Source organism: Streptomyces sp. NPDC039462 (genome assembly GCF_055639375.1).
In genome coordinates this window covers 2028749-2045825 of record NZ_JBVKAO010000001.1, presented here as the reverse complement: position 1 = coordinate 2045825, position 17077 = coordinate 2028749, and the positions used below count along the sequence as shown (strand labels likewise).

At 72.2% G+C, this 17077-nt stretch carries 16 protein-coding genes; 5 read left to right on the top strand and 11 right to left on the bottom strand.

Translation table 11 applies throughout. From position 1 onward, the window contains the following. Window positions 1-14 precede the first annotated feature (14 nt). Genes ACZ7LU_RS08225 through ACZ7LU_RS08210 form a run of 4 tightly spaced genes read right to left on the bottom strand, consistent with a single transcriptional unit; the run spans window position 15 to window position 5019 of the window. Window positions 15-1580: an acyl-CoA synthetase gene (locus ACZ7LU_RS08225; protein ID WP_471916113.1), complete on the bottom strand. Its 1566-nt coding sequence runs from the start codon at window positions 1578-1580 to the stop codon at window positions 15-17. Further along, window positions 1577-2704: an NAD(P)H-dependent flavin oxidoreductase gene (locus ACZ7LU_RS08220; protein ID WP_468307582.1), complete on the bottom strand. Its 1128-nt coding sequence runs from the start codon at window positions 2702-2704 to the stop codon at window positions 1577-1579. The genes ACZ7LU_RS08225 and ACZ7LU_RS08220 overlap by 4 nt, the downstream gene beginning before the upstream one ends. A gap of 54 nt (window positions 2705-2758) precedes the next feature. Continuing rightward, a complete protein-coding gene (locus tag ACZ7LU_RS08215) occupies window positions 2759-4075 on the bottom strand; it encodes an MFS transporter (RefSeq protein WP_471916112.1) in 1317 nt (438 codons plus the stop codon). Next, window positions 4072-5019, bottom strand: coding sequence for a MerR family transcriptional regulator (locus ACZ7LU_RS08210; RefSeq protein ID WP_468714127.1), 948 nt, complete (start codon window positions 5017-5019; stop codon window positions 4072-4074). Before ACZ7LU_RS08210 ends, ACZ7LU_RS08215 begins: the two co-directional genes overlap by 4 nt. 96 nt (window positions 5020-5115) lie before the next feature. On the opposite strand from ACZ7LU_RS08210, the gene ACZ7LU_RS08205 reads away from it, so the two are divergent. Further along, window positions 5116-5469 (top strand): VOC family protein, encoded by a 354-nt coding sequence (locus tag ACZ7LU_RS08205; protein ID WP_471916111.1) that lies wholly within the window; start codon window positions 5116-5118, stop codon window positions 5467-5469. A 34-nt stretch (window positions 5470-5503) separates the two neighbouring features. On the opposite strand, the gene ACZ7LU_RS08200 is transcribed toward ACZ7LU_RS08205, so the two are convergent. After that, window positions 5504-7075, bottom strand: coding sequence for a phytoene desaturase family protein (locus tag ACZ7LU_RS08200; RefSeq protein ID WP_471916110.1), 1572 nt, complete (start codon window positions 7073-7075; stop codon window positions 5504-5506). A 74-nt stretch (window positions 7076-7149) separates the two neighbouring features. Then, entirely contained in the window at window positions 7150-7488 is a 339-nt protein-coding gene (locus tag ACZ7LU_RS08195) for a hypothetical protein (RefSeq protein ID WP_398304113.1), read from the bottom strand. Between the two features lie 155 nt (window positions 7489-7643). Between ACZ7LU_RS08195 and ACZ7LU_RS08190 the strand changes: the two genes are divergently transcribed. From ACZ7LU_RS08190 to ACZ7LU_RS08180, 3 genes are read left to right on the top strand one after another with little or no spacing between them, the layout of a single operon-like run. After that, window positions 7644-8276, top strand: a complete 633-nt coding sequence (locus tag ACZ7LU_RS08190) for a hypothetical protein (protein ID WP_470977275.1) — start codon at window positions 7644-7646, stop codon at window positions 8274-8276. Further along, entirely contained in the window at window positions 8273-9508 is a 1236-nt protein-coding gene (locus tag ACZ7LU_RS08185; protein WP_471916109.1) for a sensor histidine kinase, read from the top strand. Before ACZ7LU_RS08190 ends, ACZ7LU_RS08185 begins: the two co-directional genes overlap by 4 nt. Beyond that, on the top strand, window positions 9505-10182 hold the full coding sequence (locus ACZ7LU_RS08180) for a response regulator (RefSeq protein WP_468084497.1): 678 nt from the start codon (window positions 9505-9507) through the stop codon (window positions 10180-10182). Before ACZ7LU_RS08185 ends, ACZ7LU_RS08180 begins: the two co-directional genes overlap by 4 nt. Window positions 10183-10196: 14 nt before the next feature. On the opposite strand, the gene ACZ7LU_RS08175 is transcribed toward ACZ7LU_RS08180, so the two are convergent. The 5 genes from ACZ7LU_RS08175 to ACZ7LU_RS08155 all read right to left on the bottom strand — a co-directional run bounded on the left by ACZ7LU_RS08175 (window position 10197) and on the right by ACZ7LU_RS08155 (window position 15721). Then, window positions 10197-10445, bottom strand: coding sequence for an SCO4226 family nickel-binding protein (locus ACZ7LU_RS08175; protein WP_398304105.1), 249 nt, complete (start codon window positions 10443-10445; stop codon window positions 10197-10199). Between the two features lie 89 nt (window positions 10446-10534). Then, a complete protein-coding gene (locus ACZ7LU_RS08170) occupies window positions 10535-12772 on the bottom strand; it encodes a serine/threonine-protein kinase (protein ID WP_398304103.1) in 2238 nt (745 codons plus the stop codon). Next, window positions 12754-13728, bottom strand: coding sequence for an oxygenase MpaB family protein (locus ACZ7LU_RS08165; RefSeq protein WP_471916108.1), 975 nt, complete (start codon window positions 13726-13728; stop codon window positions 12754-12756). The genes ACZ7LU_RS08170 and ACZ7LU_RS08165 overlap by 19 nt, the downstream gene beginning before the upstream one ends. Window positions 13729-13816: 88 nt before the next feature. Further along, a complete protein-coding gene (locus ACZ7LU_RS08160) occupies window positions 13817-14959 on the bottom strand; it encodes an acyl-CoA dehydrogenase family protein (RefSeq protein ID WP_471916107.1) in 1143 nt (380 codons plus the stop codon). Window positions 14960-15022: 63 nt separating this feature from the next. After that, window positions 15023-15721 carry a TetR/AcrR family transcriptional regulator gene (locus ACZ7LU_RS08155; RefSeq protein ID WP_471916106.1) on the bottom strand — a complete coding sequence of 233 codons (699 nt, stop codon included), beginning with the start codon at window positions 15719-15721 and terminating at the stop codon, window positions 15023-15025. A gap of 119 nt (window positions 15722-15840) precedes the next feature. Here ACZ7LU_RS08155 and ACZ7LU_RS08150 point away from each other — a divergent pair, with 119 nt between their 5' ends. Next, window positions 15841-17070 (top strand): oxygenase MpaB family protein, encoded by a 1230-nt coding sequence (locus ACZ7LU_RS08150; protein ID WP_471916105.1) that lies wholly within the window; start codon window positions 15841-15843, stop codon window positions 17068-17070. Window positions 17071-17077 lie beyond the last annotated feature (7 nt).

The following is a 17077-nucleotide window of genomic DNA, read 5'->3' as shown; positions in this document are numbered from 1 at the left end:
CAGGGCCGGTCCTGTTACACCGTGCGCTCGCGGCCCTCCCAGTACGGCTCGCGCAGGCGGCGTTTGTACAGTTTGCCGTTGGGGTCGCGCGGCATCGTGTCGATGAAGTCGACGCTCTTCGGGCGCTTGTAGCCGGCGAGGCGGTGCTCGCAGTGGGCGAGGATCTCGGCGGCGAGCGCGTCGTCGGCGGTCCGGCCCTCGGCGACCTCGACGACGGCCTTGACCTCCTCGCCCCAGTCGTCGTGCGGAATGCCGAAGGCGGCGGCGTCCGCGACGGCGGGGTGGGTGAGCAGCGCCGACTCGATCTCGGCGGGGTAGATGTTGACCCCACCCGAGATGATCATGTCGATCTTCCGGTCGCGCAGGAAGAGATAGCCGTCCTCGTCGAGGAGGCCGAGGTCGCCGACGGTGAAGAAGTCGCCGATGCGGTTCTTCTTCGTCTTGGACTCGTCCTTGTGGTAGGAGAAACCGCCGGTGGACATCTTCATGTAGACGGTGCCGAGTTGGCCGGGGCCGAGGATGTTCCCGTCGTCGTCGAACACCGCCAACTCGCTGATGGGCCAAGCCTTTCCGACCGTTCCCGGCTTCTTCAGCCAGTCCTGCGCGGTGGCGAAGGCGCCGCCGCCCTCGCTGGCCGCGTAGTACTCCTCGACGCACTCTCCCCACCAGTCGATCATGGCGCGCTTGACGTGGTCGGGGCAGGGCGCGGCCCCGTGGATGGCGTGCCGCATGGAGGACACGTCGTACGCGGCCCGTGTCGCTTCGGGCAGGGCGAGCAGCCGGTGGAACTGGGTCGGCACCATGTGCGTGTGCGTGCACTTGTGTACGTCGATGAGACGGAGCATCTCCTCGGGCGTCCACTTGTCCATCACGACCAGCGGGTGGCCGATGTGCAGGGCGGCGCCCGCGAACTGCAGGACCGCCGTGTGGTAGAGCGGCGAGCAGACCAGGTGGACGTTGCCGTCGAAGGGCTTGATCCCGAAGATGCCGAGGAAGCCCCCGAGGTACGACTCCTCGGGGAGCTTGCCGGAGAGCGGGCGGCGGATGCCGCGGGGACGGCCCGTCGTGCCCGAGGTGTAGTTCATGACCCAGCCGAGCGTGCGGTCGGCGGGCGCCGACTCCGGTCGGCCGTCCAGGAGTTGGGCGTAGGGGCGGAAGCCGGGCACGTCTCCGACCGCGTAGCGGTGGCTCGTGGGGAGGCCCGCCTCGTCGGCCGCCGCGACCGCGGCGTCCCCGTACCGCTCGTGCGCGATCAGCACCTTGGCGCCCGAGTCGGCGACGATCCAGGCGATCTCGGGGCCGACCAGGTGGTGGTTGACGGGGACGAGGTAGAAGCCGGCCTGGGAGGCGGCGAGGTACGCGGTGAAGAACTCCACGCCGTTGGGCAGCACGACGGCGAACGCGTCACCGCGCTCCAGGCCCGCGGCCCGCAACCCGTGCACCAACTGGTTGACGGCGGCGTGCAGTCGGCCCGCCGTCCACTCCTCGCCGTCCGGTGTGATGAGGACGGTGCGGCCGGGGTCGGCCGTGGCCTGGGCCCAGAAGCCGTTCGGCGGGGCGCTGTCGGTCGGTGTGCTCACGACTTGCCTTCCCTTCCCGCGATGCGGATGACACGGTCGACTGCCCGCTCGAAGCCACGCGTCAGATCGTCGAAGACGGCCTGGACGCTGCGTTCGCTGTTCATCCGGCCGACGATCTGCCCGACCGGCGTGCCGAGCAGGTCCTGCACCTCGTACTTCTGGATGCGCGAGACGGCCTCGGCGACCAGCAGCCCCTGCAGCGGCATCGGCAGCGCCCCGGGCCCCTCCGGGTCGTCCCAGGCGTCGGTCCACCGCGTCCGCAGCTGCCGGGCGGGCTTCCCGGTCAGGGCACGGGAGCGGACCGTGTCACCGGAGCCGGCCGCGAGCAGCTTCCGGGTGAGGGCGGGTGAATGCAGGTCGGCCTCCGTGGTGGTGAGCCACAGGGAGCCGAGCCAGACTCCCTGCGCGCCGAGCGCGAGCGCGGCCGCGATCTGCTGCCCGCTGCCGATGCCCCCGGCGGCGAGCACGGGCAGCGGCGCCACCGCCTCGACGGCCTCGGGGGTGAGCACCATGGAGGCGATCTCGCCGGTGTGGCCGCCCGCCTCGTACCCCTGGGCGACGACGATGTCGATGCCCGCCTCGGCGTGCTTGCGGGCGTGCCGGGCGCTGCCCGCGAGGGCGGCGACGAGGATATCGTGGTCGTGGGCGCGTCGGATGACGTCGGCAGGTGGTGACCCGAGCGCGTTGGCGAGCAGTCTGATCGGGTAGTCGAAGGCGACGTCGAGTTGGCTGCGGGCGACCTGCTCCATCCAGCCGGTGATGCGCCAGCCGGACGCCTCGCCCTCGGCGAGCTCGGGCACACCGTGCTTGGCCAGGGTGTCCCTGACGAACTGCCGGTGCCCCTCCGGAATCATCGCCTCTACGTCGGCCTCGGTCAGCGCCTGACCGTCCTGGGCCTCGACCTTCTTGGCGGGCATGACGACATCGAGGCCGTACGGCCGCCCGTCGACGTGCTCCTCGATCCAGTCGAGGTCCCTGGCCAACTCGTCCGGCGCCGTGTAGCGGACCGCGCCGAGCACCCCGAAACCGCCTGCCCTGCTGATGGCGGCGGCCACCGCGGGGAAGGGCGTGAAGCCGAAGACGGCGTGCTCGATCCCCAGTTTCTTGCTCAACTCCGTCTGCATGGGCGCAGGATGCCGCAGCCGCCCATACGAGGGAAGAGATTTTCTGATGCGGTGTCAGATCGAGCTTGGCTCGTCGGACTTGCGGACCACCCGGCCGCCACCGCTGTCCGCCTCCTCGTGCCGGCCGCCGCCGACGACCGCCGCCAGGACGGCCACCGCCGGCACCAGCAGGAGCGCCGTCCCGCTGCCCGCCGCGCCCGCCAGCTGCGCCACCGCCGCGGCGCCCACCGCCGCGCCCGCCGTGTCGGCGCTCGCGAGCCAGGACATCGTCTCGGTCACCCTTCCCGGGGGCGCGAGATCTCCCCCGAGCGTGCGCAGGACCCCGAAGGCCGCACCGATGACCAGCCCGGCCACCGGGCAGACCGCCAGGACCGCCGTCGGGGAGAACCGGGCGGCCAGGGCCAGGGCGCCCGCGCCCGCCGCGAAGGCGCAGAGCAGCCCGGGGAGCCCGGAACCCCCGCCGCGGGGCAGCAGCGAGGGCGCGGCTCCGAGAGCCAGGCTGCCCAGGACGCTGCCGACGGAGAGGGCCGCCAGATACAGGCCGGTGTATGGGGCGGCGCCGTGCTCCTTCGCGTAGATCGGCAGGACGACGTCGGCGGCGGTGACGGCGGCGACGAAGAGGCCGTTGGCGGCCAGGAGGCGCCGCAGGGGCGCGGAGGCGAGGGGGACGGGGTGGCTTTCCGGTGGGCGGGGCGGGACGGTCTGCCGGGTGGACCCGGGTTCGGGCTGCCTCGGTCGCGCGGTTCGTCCAGGCGGTCCGGAGAGTGAGCCGATCAGCAGGATCACCACGCATGTGGTCATCGCGCCGATGACGGCGAACGGCGCGGCTGCCGAGAAGGAGAGGCTGAGCCAACTGGCGAGCACCGGGCCCGTGACGAGAGCGGCGCCCGTCATCGCCGTGTCCAGGGCCATCGCGGTGGCGAGCGTCCGGCTGTCGGTCAACGGATGCCAGACCGTGCGCATCATGACGGCGACCGGAGGTGCCGTGGCGCCCGCGCAGCCGGCGAGGACCAGGACCCCGGCGACCGGGCCGCCTCCGTACACCGTGAGGATGAGGAGGGTGAGGGCCGTCAGGTGCCCTGTGAGGCAGCAGAGCAGGACCGCGTGCGGCGCATGCCGGTCGACGAGCCGCCCGCGCAGCGGCCCGGTCAGGCCCTGCCCGATCGCGAGACTGCTGACGGCGAGGCCCCCGGTGCCGTACGAGTGGTGCCGGCCCACCAGGAGCAGCACGCTCAGGGCGGTCATGCCGACCGGGAGTTTCGACGCCATGCCGAGCGCCGCGATCCGCCGGAAACCGGTGACCTCCGCCAACTGGCGGTAGCCGCCGAACCGTCGAGGGGCAGAGGGGGCAGCGGGGTCGGCCCCCGTCACGCCCCGCTCCGGGCGCGCAGGGCGCGGACGGCCCAGTCGAGTGCCGGAGCCAGGCTGTCCGGTGCGGGCCAGCCGTTGACGACCGCGAGGAGCCGCAGGTAGTGGTCCCTGCGGGGGTCGTTCATCCCGTCGAGGTGGGTCGCGAGCCGCGCTCGGAGCGCGTCGTCGTCGGGGCTGCCGACGATGCGGGCGTAGTGGGCGGAGAGGGCCTCGACGATCGGGCCGGCGTCCGGCCCTTCGGGGTCGATGCCGTCGCGCAGCGTCGGTTCGGCCAGGGCGCGGACGGCTTCGGCCAGGATGCGGGGCAGGCCCAGGGCGTCGTCCGGCGCACGGTCGGTCGCCAGGTTCCTGGCCATCCCCCGCATGCTGGTGCGGAAGTCGGGGTCCTGCAGCAGTCCGGCGAGCTCCACCCATGCCTCGACCTGCTCGACGTCGGGTTCGTCGGGCAGTTCGGGCGTCAACGAGCGGATGACCGCCGTGAAGGCGGGGTGGTCCTGCAGGCCGTCGAACACGGTGTCGAGGAAGCCGTCGATCAGCCGGCGGCGTTCGTCTTCGGAGAGGCGGGCGAGGCGGTGCATGAGGTCCATGAGCTCCGTTTCGTCAGCCGTGGAGCCGCGGCCGGCCACCACGGTCAGGACCGCCCTGCGCAGGCGCAGGGTCCGTATCTGTACGTCCAGCGCGTCGGCGTGCGCGGCGGCGACTTCCTGGAGCGGCACCTCCCGGTCCACCACCTTGCGGATGGCGGGCAGGTCGATGCCCAGTTCGCGCAGGGTCCGTACGAGGTCCAGGCGGGCGACGGCGTCGATGCCGTACAGCCGGTAGCCGGCCGGGCTGCGGTCCGTCGGCGTCACGATGCCGGAGTCCGAGTAGAACCGGATGGTCTTGACCGTGAGCCCGGTACGCCGGGCCAGCTCACCGATCGAGTAGAGGATGTCGCCGTTCATGCGCTCACTCTGACGTCTCCCCCTACTGGAGACTCAAGCGCCGCCTTTCGATCACATCGGCACGCGGTGTGGGGGCGGGGTTCCTACGATGGCGGCATGGCCATCGAACTGTTCTCAGGCATCCCGGTCAGCGACTACGCGTCAGCGCTTCACTGGTACGAACGCCTGCTCGGCGAGCCGCCCGCCTTCTGCCCGAACGACGTCGAGGCCGTCTGGGAGCTCGCGGAACACCGCTACCTGTACATCGAGCAGCTGCCCGAGCACGCGGGCCATGCCCGCCACACCGTCTTCGCCGGTGACTTCGACACGCGTGTCGAGCAGATCGCCGACCGGGGCCTGCGGCCCGCCGTCCGGGAGACGTACACGAACGGCGTCCGCAAGGCCACGTACCGCGACCCCGACGGCAACGAGATCGGTTTCGGCGGCGCGCCGCTCCCCTCGTCCCCGTAACCGTCAGCCTCGTCGTCCCCGTAGCCGTCGGCTCTCAGTCCAAGGCCTCCAGCACCGCCATCGCGGCGTTGTGCCCGGGGATGCCGCTGACGCCGCCCCCGCGCACCGCGCCCGCGCCGCACAGCACGACGTTCGGGTGCCGGGTCCCCACTCCCCAGCGTCCGGCGCGCTCCGCGGCCGCGCTCTCCTGGACGTAGGGAAAAGAGAGGTCGCGGTGGAAGATGTTGCCGCCGGGCAGCCGCAGGTCCCGCTCCAGGTCGAGCGGCGTCTTCGCCTCGATGCAGGGGCGCCCCTCGACGTCGAGGGCCAGGCAGTCGGCGATCGGCTCGGCCAGGTGTGCGTCCAGCTGGGCGAGGGTCGCTGTGAGGAGCTCGGCGCGTACGACGTCGTTGTCGCGGGCGAAGAGCCGCGCCGGTGTGTGCAGCCCGAACAGGGTGAGGGTCTGGTGGCCGCTCTCGACGAGGTCGGGGGCGAGGATCGTCGGGTCGGTGAGGGAGTGGCAGTAGATCTCGGAGGGCGGCGCGGCGGGCGGCGTGCCGGCCGCGGCCTGGGCGTACGCGGTCGCCAACTCCTCGTATCCCTCCGCGATGTGGAAGGTGCCGGCGAACGCCTCGCGCGGGTCGACGGACGTGTCGCGCAGCTGCGGCAGCCGTCCGAGCAGCATGTTGACCTTGAACTGGGCGCCTTCGGCGGGCGGCGGCTGCTCCTCGCCGAGGAGCTCCGCGAGGGCCTGCGGCGACGCGTTGACGAGGACGTGGCGGGCGCAGGCGGTCCGCTCGCCGTCCTCCGTCGCGTACGTCACCTCGGCGCGCCGCCCGTCGGTGGCGATCCGCGTCACCTCGCATCCGGTCCGCAGCCGGGCGCCCGACACGCGCGCCGAGTCGGCGATGGCCGCGGTGAGGGCGCCCATGCCGCCGACGGGCACGTTCCAGTCGCCGGTGCCGCCGCCGATGACGTGGTACAGGAAGCAGCGGTTCTGGCGCAGGGACGGGTCGTGGGCGTCGGCGAACGTGCCGATGAGGGCGTCGGTGAGGACGACGCCGCGCACCAGGTCGTCGGCGAAGCGCTCCTCGATCGCGGCGCCGATCGGCTCTTCGAAGAGGGTGCGCCACGCGGTGTCGTCGTCGACGCGGGCGCGCAGCCCGGCGCGGGTCGGCAGGGGTTCGGTGAGCGTGGGGAAGACGCGGCGGGCGACCTCCCCGGTCATCGCGTAGAACTCGCGCCAGGCGTCGTACTCGCGCCGGCCGCCGGTGAGCCGCTCGAACGCCTGCCGGGTACGGGCCTCGCCGCCGCCGACGAGCAGGCCGGTGGGGCGGCCGCCGCGCTCGGTCGGCGTGTAGGAGGACACGGTGCGGGTGCGCACCCTGAAGTCGAGGTCGAGGTCCCGGACGATCTTCTTGGGGAGGAGGCTGACCAGGTACGAGTAGCGGGACAGCCGCGCGTCGACCCCGGGGAAGGGCCGGCTGGATACGGCCGCGCCGCCGGTCGCGGAGAGCCGCTCCAGGAGCAGCACGGACCGTCCGGCGCGGGCGAGATAGGCGGCGGCGACGAGACCGTTGTGGCCACCGCCGACGATGACGGCGTCGTACGCATCACGATCAGGCATGGCTCTTCCTAACACGGCCCCCGGCGCCGGGGGCCGTGTACGCACCCGTGGCTCCGGGGGCGTCCGGAAGCGGCCTACCAGTTGTCCGGCCGCACCTCGTAGGTGAGGGTGTAGTGGGCACCGTTGTTGCGGAACACGGCGACCTGCTCGCCGCGGCCGGAGACCGCCGTGCTGATGTGGAAGTCGCCCAGGTGGTCGTCCGGGTCGAAGTCGTCCTTGTCCCACATGGAGACGACGTCGGCCCCGCTGTTGACCATCGTGAACGGCCCGTTGTTGACGTTGATGACCTGGCCGTTGTTGATGTCACCCCGGCCCCAGACGCGCTGGCCGCGGAAGTCCACCCACAGCTCGTCCTCGCCGTTGTCCTCGGTCTCGATGCACCGCAGTTGGTAGAACTTGACCTGGTATCCCATGACTGTCTCCCGGTCCTTCTCCGCGTCGGACGAGTTTCCGACACCCACGAGAATGCGCGCATCGGGACCATGCCCGCGTCCACTCCGGAGTGGATTACCCGTGTACGACCCAGGGGGTACGTTTCTGCGGGGAGAAGAGAAAGTTTCATGGATCCATGAGTGACTGGACCGACCCCATGGATGAGGCAACCGTGCTGGTCACGGCTGCTGACGTGACCCTCGAACCGATCGGCGCCCGGGCGCTCCTCGTCGACAGGGACGCGCTCCTCGTCCCTGATCCGCCGCCGCTCCTCGTCCGTCCGCCGGGAGCGCTGGTCGCCGTGATCGCGCCGGTGCCCGCCGGCTGCGGACCGGTGGAGCGGATCGCCGTGTCCGACGTGGAGCACCTCGGCTCGGGCGAGCCCGCGCCGGGCGTGCGAGCGAGCGTGGTCCGGCTGGCGGGGCGCTCGCGTTACGTGGTGCGTGCCGAGCCCTCCACCCAGCGCCGGCTGACCGAGGCACTGCTCGCCGAGGACGGCGACCTGTGGGCGGCGATGCGCACGCTCGGCTACGACGCGCCGGTGCCCGAGCGGCCCGGGAAGGCGGGCCTGGCCGGAGCGGGTGGCGAAAGGCCCCAGGTGTCCGATGCCTTCGAGGCGTTCGACGCCTTCGCGGCCGGTCCCTGCCGGGTCATCCGCACGTGCCTGCCCCACCCGCCCCGCCCCGACGACCCGCACCCGCCGCACGGCGACGACCCGCACCGTGACGGCCCCCACCGCGACGGCCCGCACCCGCCGACCGGACCATGATGGCCGCCGGGTCCGGAGCCGCCCCCGGCGGGCTGTATCTGTATCGGGCGGCACCCGCCGTCCAGGACTCGGTGCTTGCCGCCGCCCTTCTGCTGCCCGACCTGTTCCTCTTCTCGGACTTCGCGCTCCCGAACGTCGGCGCGGCCGACCGGCTGATCACGGTCGGGTACGCCGTCCTCGGCTATGCGGCGCTCGCGGCGCGGCGGCGCGCTCCCCGTGCGGTGTTCGGCTACGTGTGGGCCCATGCCCTCGGCGGTGAACTGCTCACGTTCGCCGAGGTGTTCAACTACAGCCCGACGCTGGCGCTGCTCGCCGCGCTGTACACCGTCGCCGCTCTGCAGAGCGCCCGGTCGGCCGTGCTGGCGCTGGCCTGTGTGACGGTGCCGGTCGCGCTGTCGGTGCGGGCGGCGCTCGCCGACGTACCCGCCGCGGAGCGGCTGACCACCCTGCTCGGGGTGGCCTGCTTCTACGGACTGCTCAACCTGGAAGTGTGGGGCGTCGGCCGGTGGGTGCGGGCGGGGCGTGCCGCGGCCGCCAGGGACGGGCTCGCGCTGGCCCGCGCCCAGGAGGCGATCCTGACCGAACGGGCGCGCACGGCGCGGGAGTTGCACGACATCGTCGCCAACGCGGTCACCGTCATGGTGTTGCAGGCGGGTGGTGCCCGCCATGTGCTGCGGACCGACCCGGACCGAGTCGAGCACGCGCTCGACCAGATCGAGTCGAGCGGCAAGACGGCCGTCGCCGAGCTGCGGCACATGCTGCTGGTGCTGCGCACCGACGGTGAGCGGCTCGCCGCCGAGGGGGCCGGCTTCGGGCTCGCCGACCTGGACCCGCTCGTCAACGGGGTGCGCCAGGCGGGTCTCGACGCCCGCGTGGAGGTGACGGGCGTCCCCGCCGCGCTCCCGAGGAGCGTCGACCTGACCGCGTACCGGTTGGTGCAGGAGGCGCTCACCAACGCGGCCAAGCACGCGGGCCCCGGAGCGGCCACCGTCGTACGCCTCGACTGGCACAGGGCCGACGGACGGCTGAGCATCGAGGTCGGCGACGACGGCCGGGGCACTCCGGCGGCGGCCCGGTCCGCGCTCTCCACCGGGCACGGCCTGCTGGGCCTGCGCGAGCGGGTGGCCGTCTGCGGCGGCACATTCGACGCCGGGCCCACCGAGGAGGGTGGCTTCCGTGTCGCCGCCACCCTGCCGACAGAGGAACACTTCCGGCAGGAGGCCGCGTCATGATCCGGGTACTGCTCGCGGACGACCAGGCGATGGTTCGTTCCGCGCTCGCCATGCTGCTCACCGGCGAGCAGGGCATCGAGGTGGTGGGCGAGGCCTCCGACGGCGACGAGGCCGTGGCCCGCACAGCCGAGCTGCGCCCCGATGTCGTCGTCATGGACGTGCGGATGCCCGGCACGGACGGCGTCGAGGCGACCCGGCGCATCACCGCAGACGCCTTTCCCGGCGAGGCCCGCGTGCTCGTGCTGACGACGTACAACGTCAGCGAGGCCGTCTACCAGGCGCTGCGGGCCGGGGCCTCCGGCTTCCTGCTCAAGGACGCGGCCCCCGACGAACTGGTCGGCGCGGTCCGGGCGCTCGCCGCCGGGGACGGCTGGCTGGACCCCGCGGTGACCTCCGATCTGCTGGCCGAGTTCGCCGCCCGGCCGGAGCGGATCAGGCCCGCCCCCGAGGAGCTGGCAGCGCTCACCGGACGCGAGCGCGAGGTGCTCGTCCTCGTCGCGCACGGCTTCTCCAACGCGGAGGTCGCCACCCACCTCTTCATCGGCGAGGCGACGGTCAAGACCCACCTCGGCCGGATCCTCCTGAAGCTCGGCGTGCGCGATCGCGCCCAGGCGGTCGCGGCGGCCTACCAGAGCGGCCTCGTCCCACCGGGCTCGTCCCCGCCGCTGCCCTGACCTGGAGGATCGGTTCAGACGGTCAGCGGCACCGGGTGGACCTCGTCGGCCCGGTGGCCTGCGCGTTCGTGGATGCGTTGGACCGCTTCGGCCGAGGGTGCTTCGGAGAGGCAGTAGACCGTGCCGGACTGCGGGTCCGCCCATGCCTTCTCGAAGTGGACGCCTTCTTCCTTCTCGATCGCGAGATCTGCCTGGTGGGCCTTCTTCAGGTCCTCTGCCGTGATGCCGTTCATCCCGTGGTGGACGTCCATGAACTTCGACATGGCGCCGCACCTCCTTCTGTCTGCGCTATCTCCATCCTGCGCCCGTACACCGGTGCGGTCGACTCCGTCGGAGCCTCAAAGACAGGCTCTCAGAGACTCCCGGCGCCCCGCCGCTGTCGGAGGGCCGCCACCCGGCGGTACAGCTCGACGGCCTCCGTGCCGCGGCCCAGCTGTTCCAGGCAGTGGGCCTCGTCGTTGCGGCTGGCGAGTGCGTCGGGGTGGTCGGCGCCGAAGACCCGCTCGCGGGCGGCGGCGACCCTGCGGTATTCGGTGAGCGCGTCGGCCCAGCGGCCGAGCCAGCCGAGGCCGACGGCGACCTCGCGGCGGCTCACCAGCGTGTCGGGGTGGTCGGCGCCAAGCACGCGCTCGCGGATGGCGCACACGTCACGGGCCTCCGCGAGGGCTTCCTCCCAGCGGCCCTGGCGTCCCAGATTCACCCCGAGCCCGTGCCGGGCGCGCAGCGTTTCGGGGTCGGCGGGGCCATTGACGCGCGTGCGGTCCTCGATCAGGTCGCGGTACAGCTCCAGTGCCTCGGCGCTGCGGCCGAGCCTGCCGAGGCTTATCCCCACCTCGTAGCGCGCGGCGAGCGTGTCGGGGTGGTCGGCGCCGAGGGCCCGCACGCGCGCTTCGGCGACTTCGCGGTAGGTCTGCAGGGCCTCCGGCCAACGCCCCAACTGCCCGAGCGCGTACGCCACTTCGTAGCGGGTCACGAGCGTGTCGGGGTGGGTCGGGCCGAGCACCCGTGCGCGGGCCGCCGCGACCTCCTCGGCCAGCTGGTAGGAGTCCTCCAGACGGCCGAGGCGGCTCAGGTTGTACGCGAGGTTGTGGCGGCAGCGCAGCGTGTCGGGGTGGTCGGGGCCCGCCGTGCGCTCTCGGGCGGCGAGCACCGAGGTGTAGGTCTGGTGGGCCTCGAAGTGCCGCCCGAGCCGGCCCAGGACGTAGGCCATCTCCTGGCGCGCGGCGAGCGTGTCCGGGTGCTCGGGGCCGAGCGTCCGCTCCCGCCCCCGCGCCACGCGGTCGTACTCACGCAGCGCGTCGGCGGCGCGGCCGGTGCGGCTGAGCGTGAAGCCGACCTCGTAGCGGCTGGCGAGCGTGTCGGGGTGGTCGGGGCCGAGGGCGTGCTCGCGTTCGGCGGCGACCGCGCGGTGCACCTCGCCCGCCTCGGCCCAGCGGCCGAGCCGCCCCAGGCTGAGGCCCGCGTTGTGGCGGCTGGTGAGGGTGGCGACCAGCTCGGGAGAAGGTGTGGGCCGCTCGGGCTGCCGGGGGGCCGCGGCGCGCCGGGCGTCGATGCGCGGGATCCACTCGCCGGTGAGGCCCGCGGCCGCGTCGGGCGGGGTGGTGCGCAGCACGGACGCGCCGCTCGCCTTGTGGCCGGTGGTCATGCCGCGCGTCCAGGAGGGCAGCCGTGGTTCGTGCGGCGGCAGGTGGTCGTGGCGGCGCACGGGGGGCGTGGCGACGGTCGGGACGTACGTGAGCGAGGTGCGGCCCGCGGCGATGCGGCGGCCGAGCTCCCGCGCGTCGGGCGGGCGGTCGCCGGGCTCCTTGGCGAGCAGGTCCAGGACGATCCGGTCGAAGTACTCGGGCAGTTCGCCGCGGTGCCTGCGGGGTGGTTCGGGGGCGGTGTCGCGGTGTCCGACGAGGACGGCCCAGGCGTCCTCCAGGTCGAACGGCGGGGCGCCGGTGGCGATCTCGTAGAGCACGCAGCCGAAGGAGTAGAGGTCGCTGCGCTGGTCGACGGGGTCGCCGCTGATCTGCTCGGGCGACATGTAGTGCGGGGTGCCCATCGCGATGCCGGTGCCGGTCAGGCGTGAGGTGAAGCCGATGTCGGCGCCGAGGCGCGCGATGCCGAAGTCGCAGATCTTCACGGTGCCGTCGGCGAGCCGCATGATGTTCGCGGGCTTGAGGTCCCGGTGCACGATGCCCTGTTCATGGGTGTACGCGAGGGCGGCGGCGACCTGGTCGGCGATCTCCACGACGTCGGCGACCGGCAGGGGGTGCTGTTTGTTGTCCTCCAGGAGCTGGCTGAGGTTGCGCCCTTCGAGGAGTTCCATGACGAGGTACAGCACGCCGTCGTACTCGCCGAAGTCGTGGACGACGGTGACGCCGCGGTGCTGGAGCGCCGCCGCGACGCGCGCCTCGCGCCGGAAGCGCTCGCGCAGCACGCGCGTGAAGGACTGATCGTGCTGGTGCCCCATCGGTTTGAGGCATTTGACGGCGACCTGGCGGCCGAGCGACTCGTCGCGCGCCCGCCACACCTCGCCCATACCGCCGCGCCCGATCAGATCCAGGAGCCGGTACCGGCCCTGGATCAGCCTGGTGTCCGCCATCTCGTGTTGTCGCCCCCGTTGCCTCGCTGCGCCCTCCCCGGCCCGTCCAGTATGGCGTTCCGGCTGTCGAGTTTGTACGGGGCGGGGCGGCTGCCGGGCCCGAGCCGGGCCACGGCGCGCAGGATGTGCTTGGGCGGGAGTTGCCAGCGCACACGCGCGGGGATGCGGCGCAGGGCGGTGCCGGTGAGGACGAGGCGGCGGGTGACCGTGGCGGGTGGCGGGGCGGCCCTGCCGTACAGCGTGTGGGCGTACGGCGGCAGGGAGGCGTAGGCCAGATTCGCCACGCGCCGCCACAGCAGCTCGCGCGCCGGGACGAGCAGGGGGTGCGTCGGCGGGCGCTGCAGGAAGGCGTCGACGGCGCGGGCGTCGGGCCCGGCGGCCAGCCGGGGCCTCATTTCCTCGAAGTACGCGGCGAGTTCGGCCGTCGACGCGGGTACGTCCGCGGGGTCGAGGCCGACCAGGCGCGCGCTCTGCCGGTGTTCGTCGACGTAGCGGTCGGCCAGCGCGTCGGTGAGGGGGAGGCCTGAGCGGCGTACGACGTGGAGGTAGGAGTCGATCTCCGCGCAGTGCACCCAGAGCAGCAGCTCCGGCTCGTCGACGCCGTAGCGCTCCCCCGTCTCGGGGTCGGTGGCCTTGAGCATCGTGTGGATCTTCCGCACGCGGGCGCCCGCCTTCTCGGCGACCTCGGTGGTGCCGTAGGTCGTGGTGCCGACGAAGTTGGCGGTGCGCATGAGGCGGCCCCAGGCGTCCTTGCGGAAGTCGGAGTTCTCCATGACGCCGCGGACGGCGCGCGGGTGCAGGGCCTGGAGGTAGAGCGCCCGGATCCCGGCGATCCACATCATGGGGTCCGAGTGCGCCTGCCAGGTCACGGAGGCCGGCCCGAAGAGCCCGGGGTCGGGCCGGGGCGCGGGCGCGGGTCCGGACGCCGGATCGGGCGGGGATATGTGCTTGGGCATGATGCGACCCTCTCCTGACGGGTGACGCGGACGTCCGCGACCAGTATCCCGGCTCCGTGCCCTGACACCAGCGCCGCCGGGGCGCCCTCTACAGCCCGTACGTCCTGCCGATGATGTCTCGCTGGATCTCGCTCGTCCCGCCGTACACCGTGGACACGACGGTCGAGCGCAGCAGGGCCTCCATGCCGTACTCGGTGGCGTATCCATAGCCGCCCATCATCTGCATGCCCTCCAGGGCCACGTGCTTGGCGAGCTCGGTGCATTTGAGCTTGGCCATGGAGGCCTCGCGGGCGAAGACCCGGCCGGGTTCGGCGTCGATGGCCGCAGCGACGTCGTCCACCAGGAGCCGGGCGCATTCGAGCTCGGTGGCCATGTCGGCGATGCGGTGCTTGAGGACCTGGAAGGAGCCGATGGGCCGGCCGAACTGCTCGCGCTGCCGCACATATTGAAGGGTGTCGTCGAAGGCGCGCCGGGCGGTGCCCAGCATCAGCGCGGCGAGGATCATCCGCTCCAGGTTGAGACCGGACATCAGCTGCGGCCAGGCCTGGTCCGGGGTGCCGACGACCGCCGAGTCCGGGACGAAGCAGTCGGTGAAGTACAGGTCGTTGACCTCCCGGCCGCCCATCGTGTCGATGCCCCTGATCTCCAGGCCCTCGACGTCGCTCGGCACCATGAACTGGGTGAGCCCGTCGTGTTTCGACGCCCCGTGCGACGTACGGGCGATGAGCAGGATGTGGTCCGCGATGTGGGCGTTGGAGCACCAGGTCTTCTGTCCGTTGATCACGTACCCGCCGTCGGTGCGGTCCGCGCGGCAGATGAGCGCGCCCACGTCGGAGCCCGCGCCCGGCTCGGACATCGAGATGGCCTCGACCCGGCCGCCCGCCACGCCTTCGAGCACGACGCGCTTCTGCTCCTCGGTGCCGAACTTGTCGTAGGCCGCGGCGGCGATGACCGTGGTGGAGAAGCCGCTGATCGGCGCGAGGCCGTACGAGGTCTCCTCCAGGAAGAGACACAGGTCCGCCATGCCCAGGCCCGCGCCGCCGTACTCCTCGGCGACGACGATGCCCAGCCAGCCGAGCTCCGCCATCTTCTCGTAGAGCTTCTGGTTGTGCGGCTCCCGGCCGCCCTCGGTCAGCTTGTCCCGCTGCTCCTTGGTGCCGCACTCGCGGCGGCAGAAATCGCCGACCGCCTTGACCAGATCGCGTCGCTCGTCCGTCAGGACTCGGGGCATGGTGCGCGTTCCTCCTCGAACAGGGTCAAGAGCCGAAGATCAAGGATCAAGGGCACATCGCGTTCACCGGGCGGGCGGCGGTCCCAGCATCGGTACCAGGAACTGGCGCGCCACCGCCCGCACCTGCTCCTCGTCGTCGAGGTCGACCACCTGGCCGGGAATGACCAGGAAGGACGCCGACACCCGGACCATCAGCTCGGCGACCACGTCCACGTCCACGTCGCGCGCGACGTTGCCCGCCTGCTGTTCGCGGCGCAGCCTGCCCGCGACGAACTGCCGCACGACGGCCAGCGTGCGGCCCCCGTCCGTGGTCATGGACGGCACGACCGCGTCCGGCTCCGCGTCGATCAAGCCGCCGATGAGCGGGTTGCCGCGAATGGCGCGGAGCGAGCTCACGAAGCCGAGGACCACGCGGTCGGCGACGGTCTCCGCGCCCCGGACGTCGACGATGAACTGGTCGAAGTACCGCCGGAATTCGCGGCGGACGACCTGCTCGACGAGTGCGTCCTTGGAGGCGAACCGGCGGTAGAGCGTGATCCGGGAGACCCCGGCGCGGCGGGCCACGTCCTCCATCGTGGACCGCCTGATGCCCATGCGGCAGAACTGCTCGAAGGCCGCGTCGAGCACGCGTGTGGTGACCTCGTCATGGTCGTCACCGGTCTGGTCGGCGGCCTCGGCCCGCTCGGCGGCCTCGGCGAACGCGCGGTCCAGCACGGAGTCCGAGTCCTGTGGCGCGGCGAGAAAGGGAAATGCGGGTTCCACAGTCTGGTGCTCCGATCCGGGTTGTGCTTCTCTCGATGAAACACAGATACGGACTCTGTATCAGAGTATCAGGCAGGGTATCAGCCAGCGCTGAGGCGACTCAAGGAGGAGTTCCGGGAATGGACGAACTCAGCAGGCGCAAGATGCTGCTCACGGGCGGCGCGTTGGGCGCGCTCGGCGTGTTCGGCATGGCATCGCCGGCGAGCGCGCGGTCCACGTGGACGTGGGCCGCGAGCGGCTCGGTGGCTGGATCGGGTGCGGGCACCGACCCGCAGTGGGTGTGGGACGACGAGGCCGACGAGCTCCTGGGAGCCGTCCTCGCACGGGGCGATGTGCCGAGGGTCAACGAATTCCTGCGCACCTGGACCCGCAACGACCAGCCGCTTCCCGGCGCACTCCCCCGCGATCTGCGGCAGTTCATGGAGAAGGCGCGCCGGCTGCCGCCGTGGGCGGACCGGGCCAAGCTCGAGACCGCCGCGAAGTTCAACGAGAGCAGGGGCCTCTACCTCAACATCCTCAACGGCATCGGCGGCGGCATGCTGAGCACCGCCATCCCCCGCGAGGCGCGGGCCGTCTACTACTCCAAGGGCGGCGCCGACATGGAGGACCGGGTCGCCAAGACCAGCAAGCTCGGCTTCGCCGTCGGCGCCCTGGACGCCTACCGGCCCGACGGCACCTGCGTCGTGGAGGCCGTGAAGACCCGCATGGTGCACGCGGCGGTCCGTAACCTGCTGCCGAAGTCGCCGGGCTGGACGGGCACCGGGGACGGCCAGAAGATCCCCATCAGCCAGTCGGACATGCTGGTCACCTGGCACACGCTGCCCACCTACGCGATGCGCAAGATGCGGGAGTGGAAGGTCCCGATCACGTCCGCCGAGTCCGAGGCGTATCTGCACGTGTGGCAGGTGACGGCGCACATGCTCGGCGTTCTCGACGAGTACATCCCCGCGACCTGGGACGCGGCCGAGGCGCAGTCCAAGCAGCTCCTCGACCCGGTCCTCGGCCCCACGCCGGAAGGCGTCGAACTGACCGACATCCTCCTGGGGCAGCTCGCCGAGCAGACGAGCCCCGGCAGCGTCGACCGGCCCCTCGTCAACGCCTTCGCCCGGTACCTCGTCGGCAACCGGATCGCCGACTGGGACGGCATCCCGCGCGAGCCGTTCTGGGAAGCGGCGGTCAAGACCGCCTGGCCGCCGCTGGTGGCCTTCCGCGAGGGCCTCATCAAGCTGCCCCTGGTGCCGCAGATCGCCTGGACGATCGACGAAGCGGCCCGCAAGTACATCTTGTTCTATCTCTCCAAAGGGCGTGAGATTCACATAGACATCCCCGACACCAACCGCCCCGCCTGACCAACGA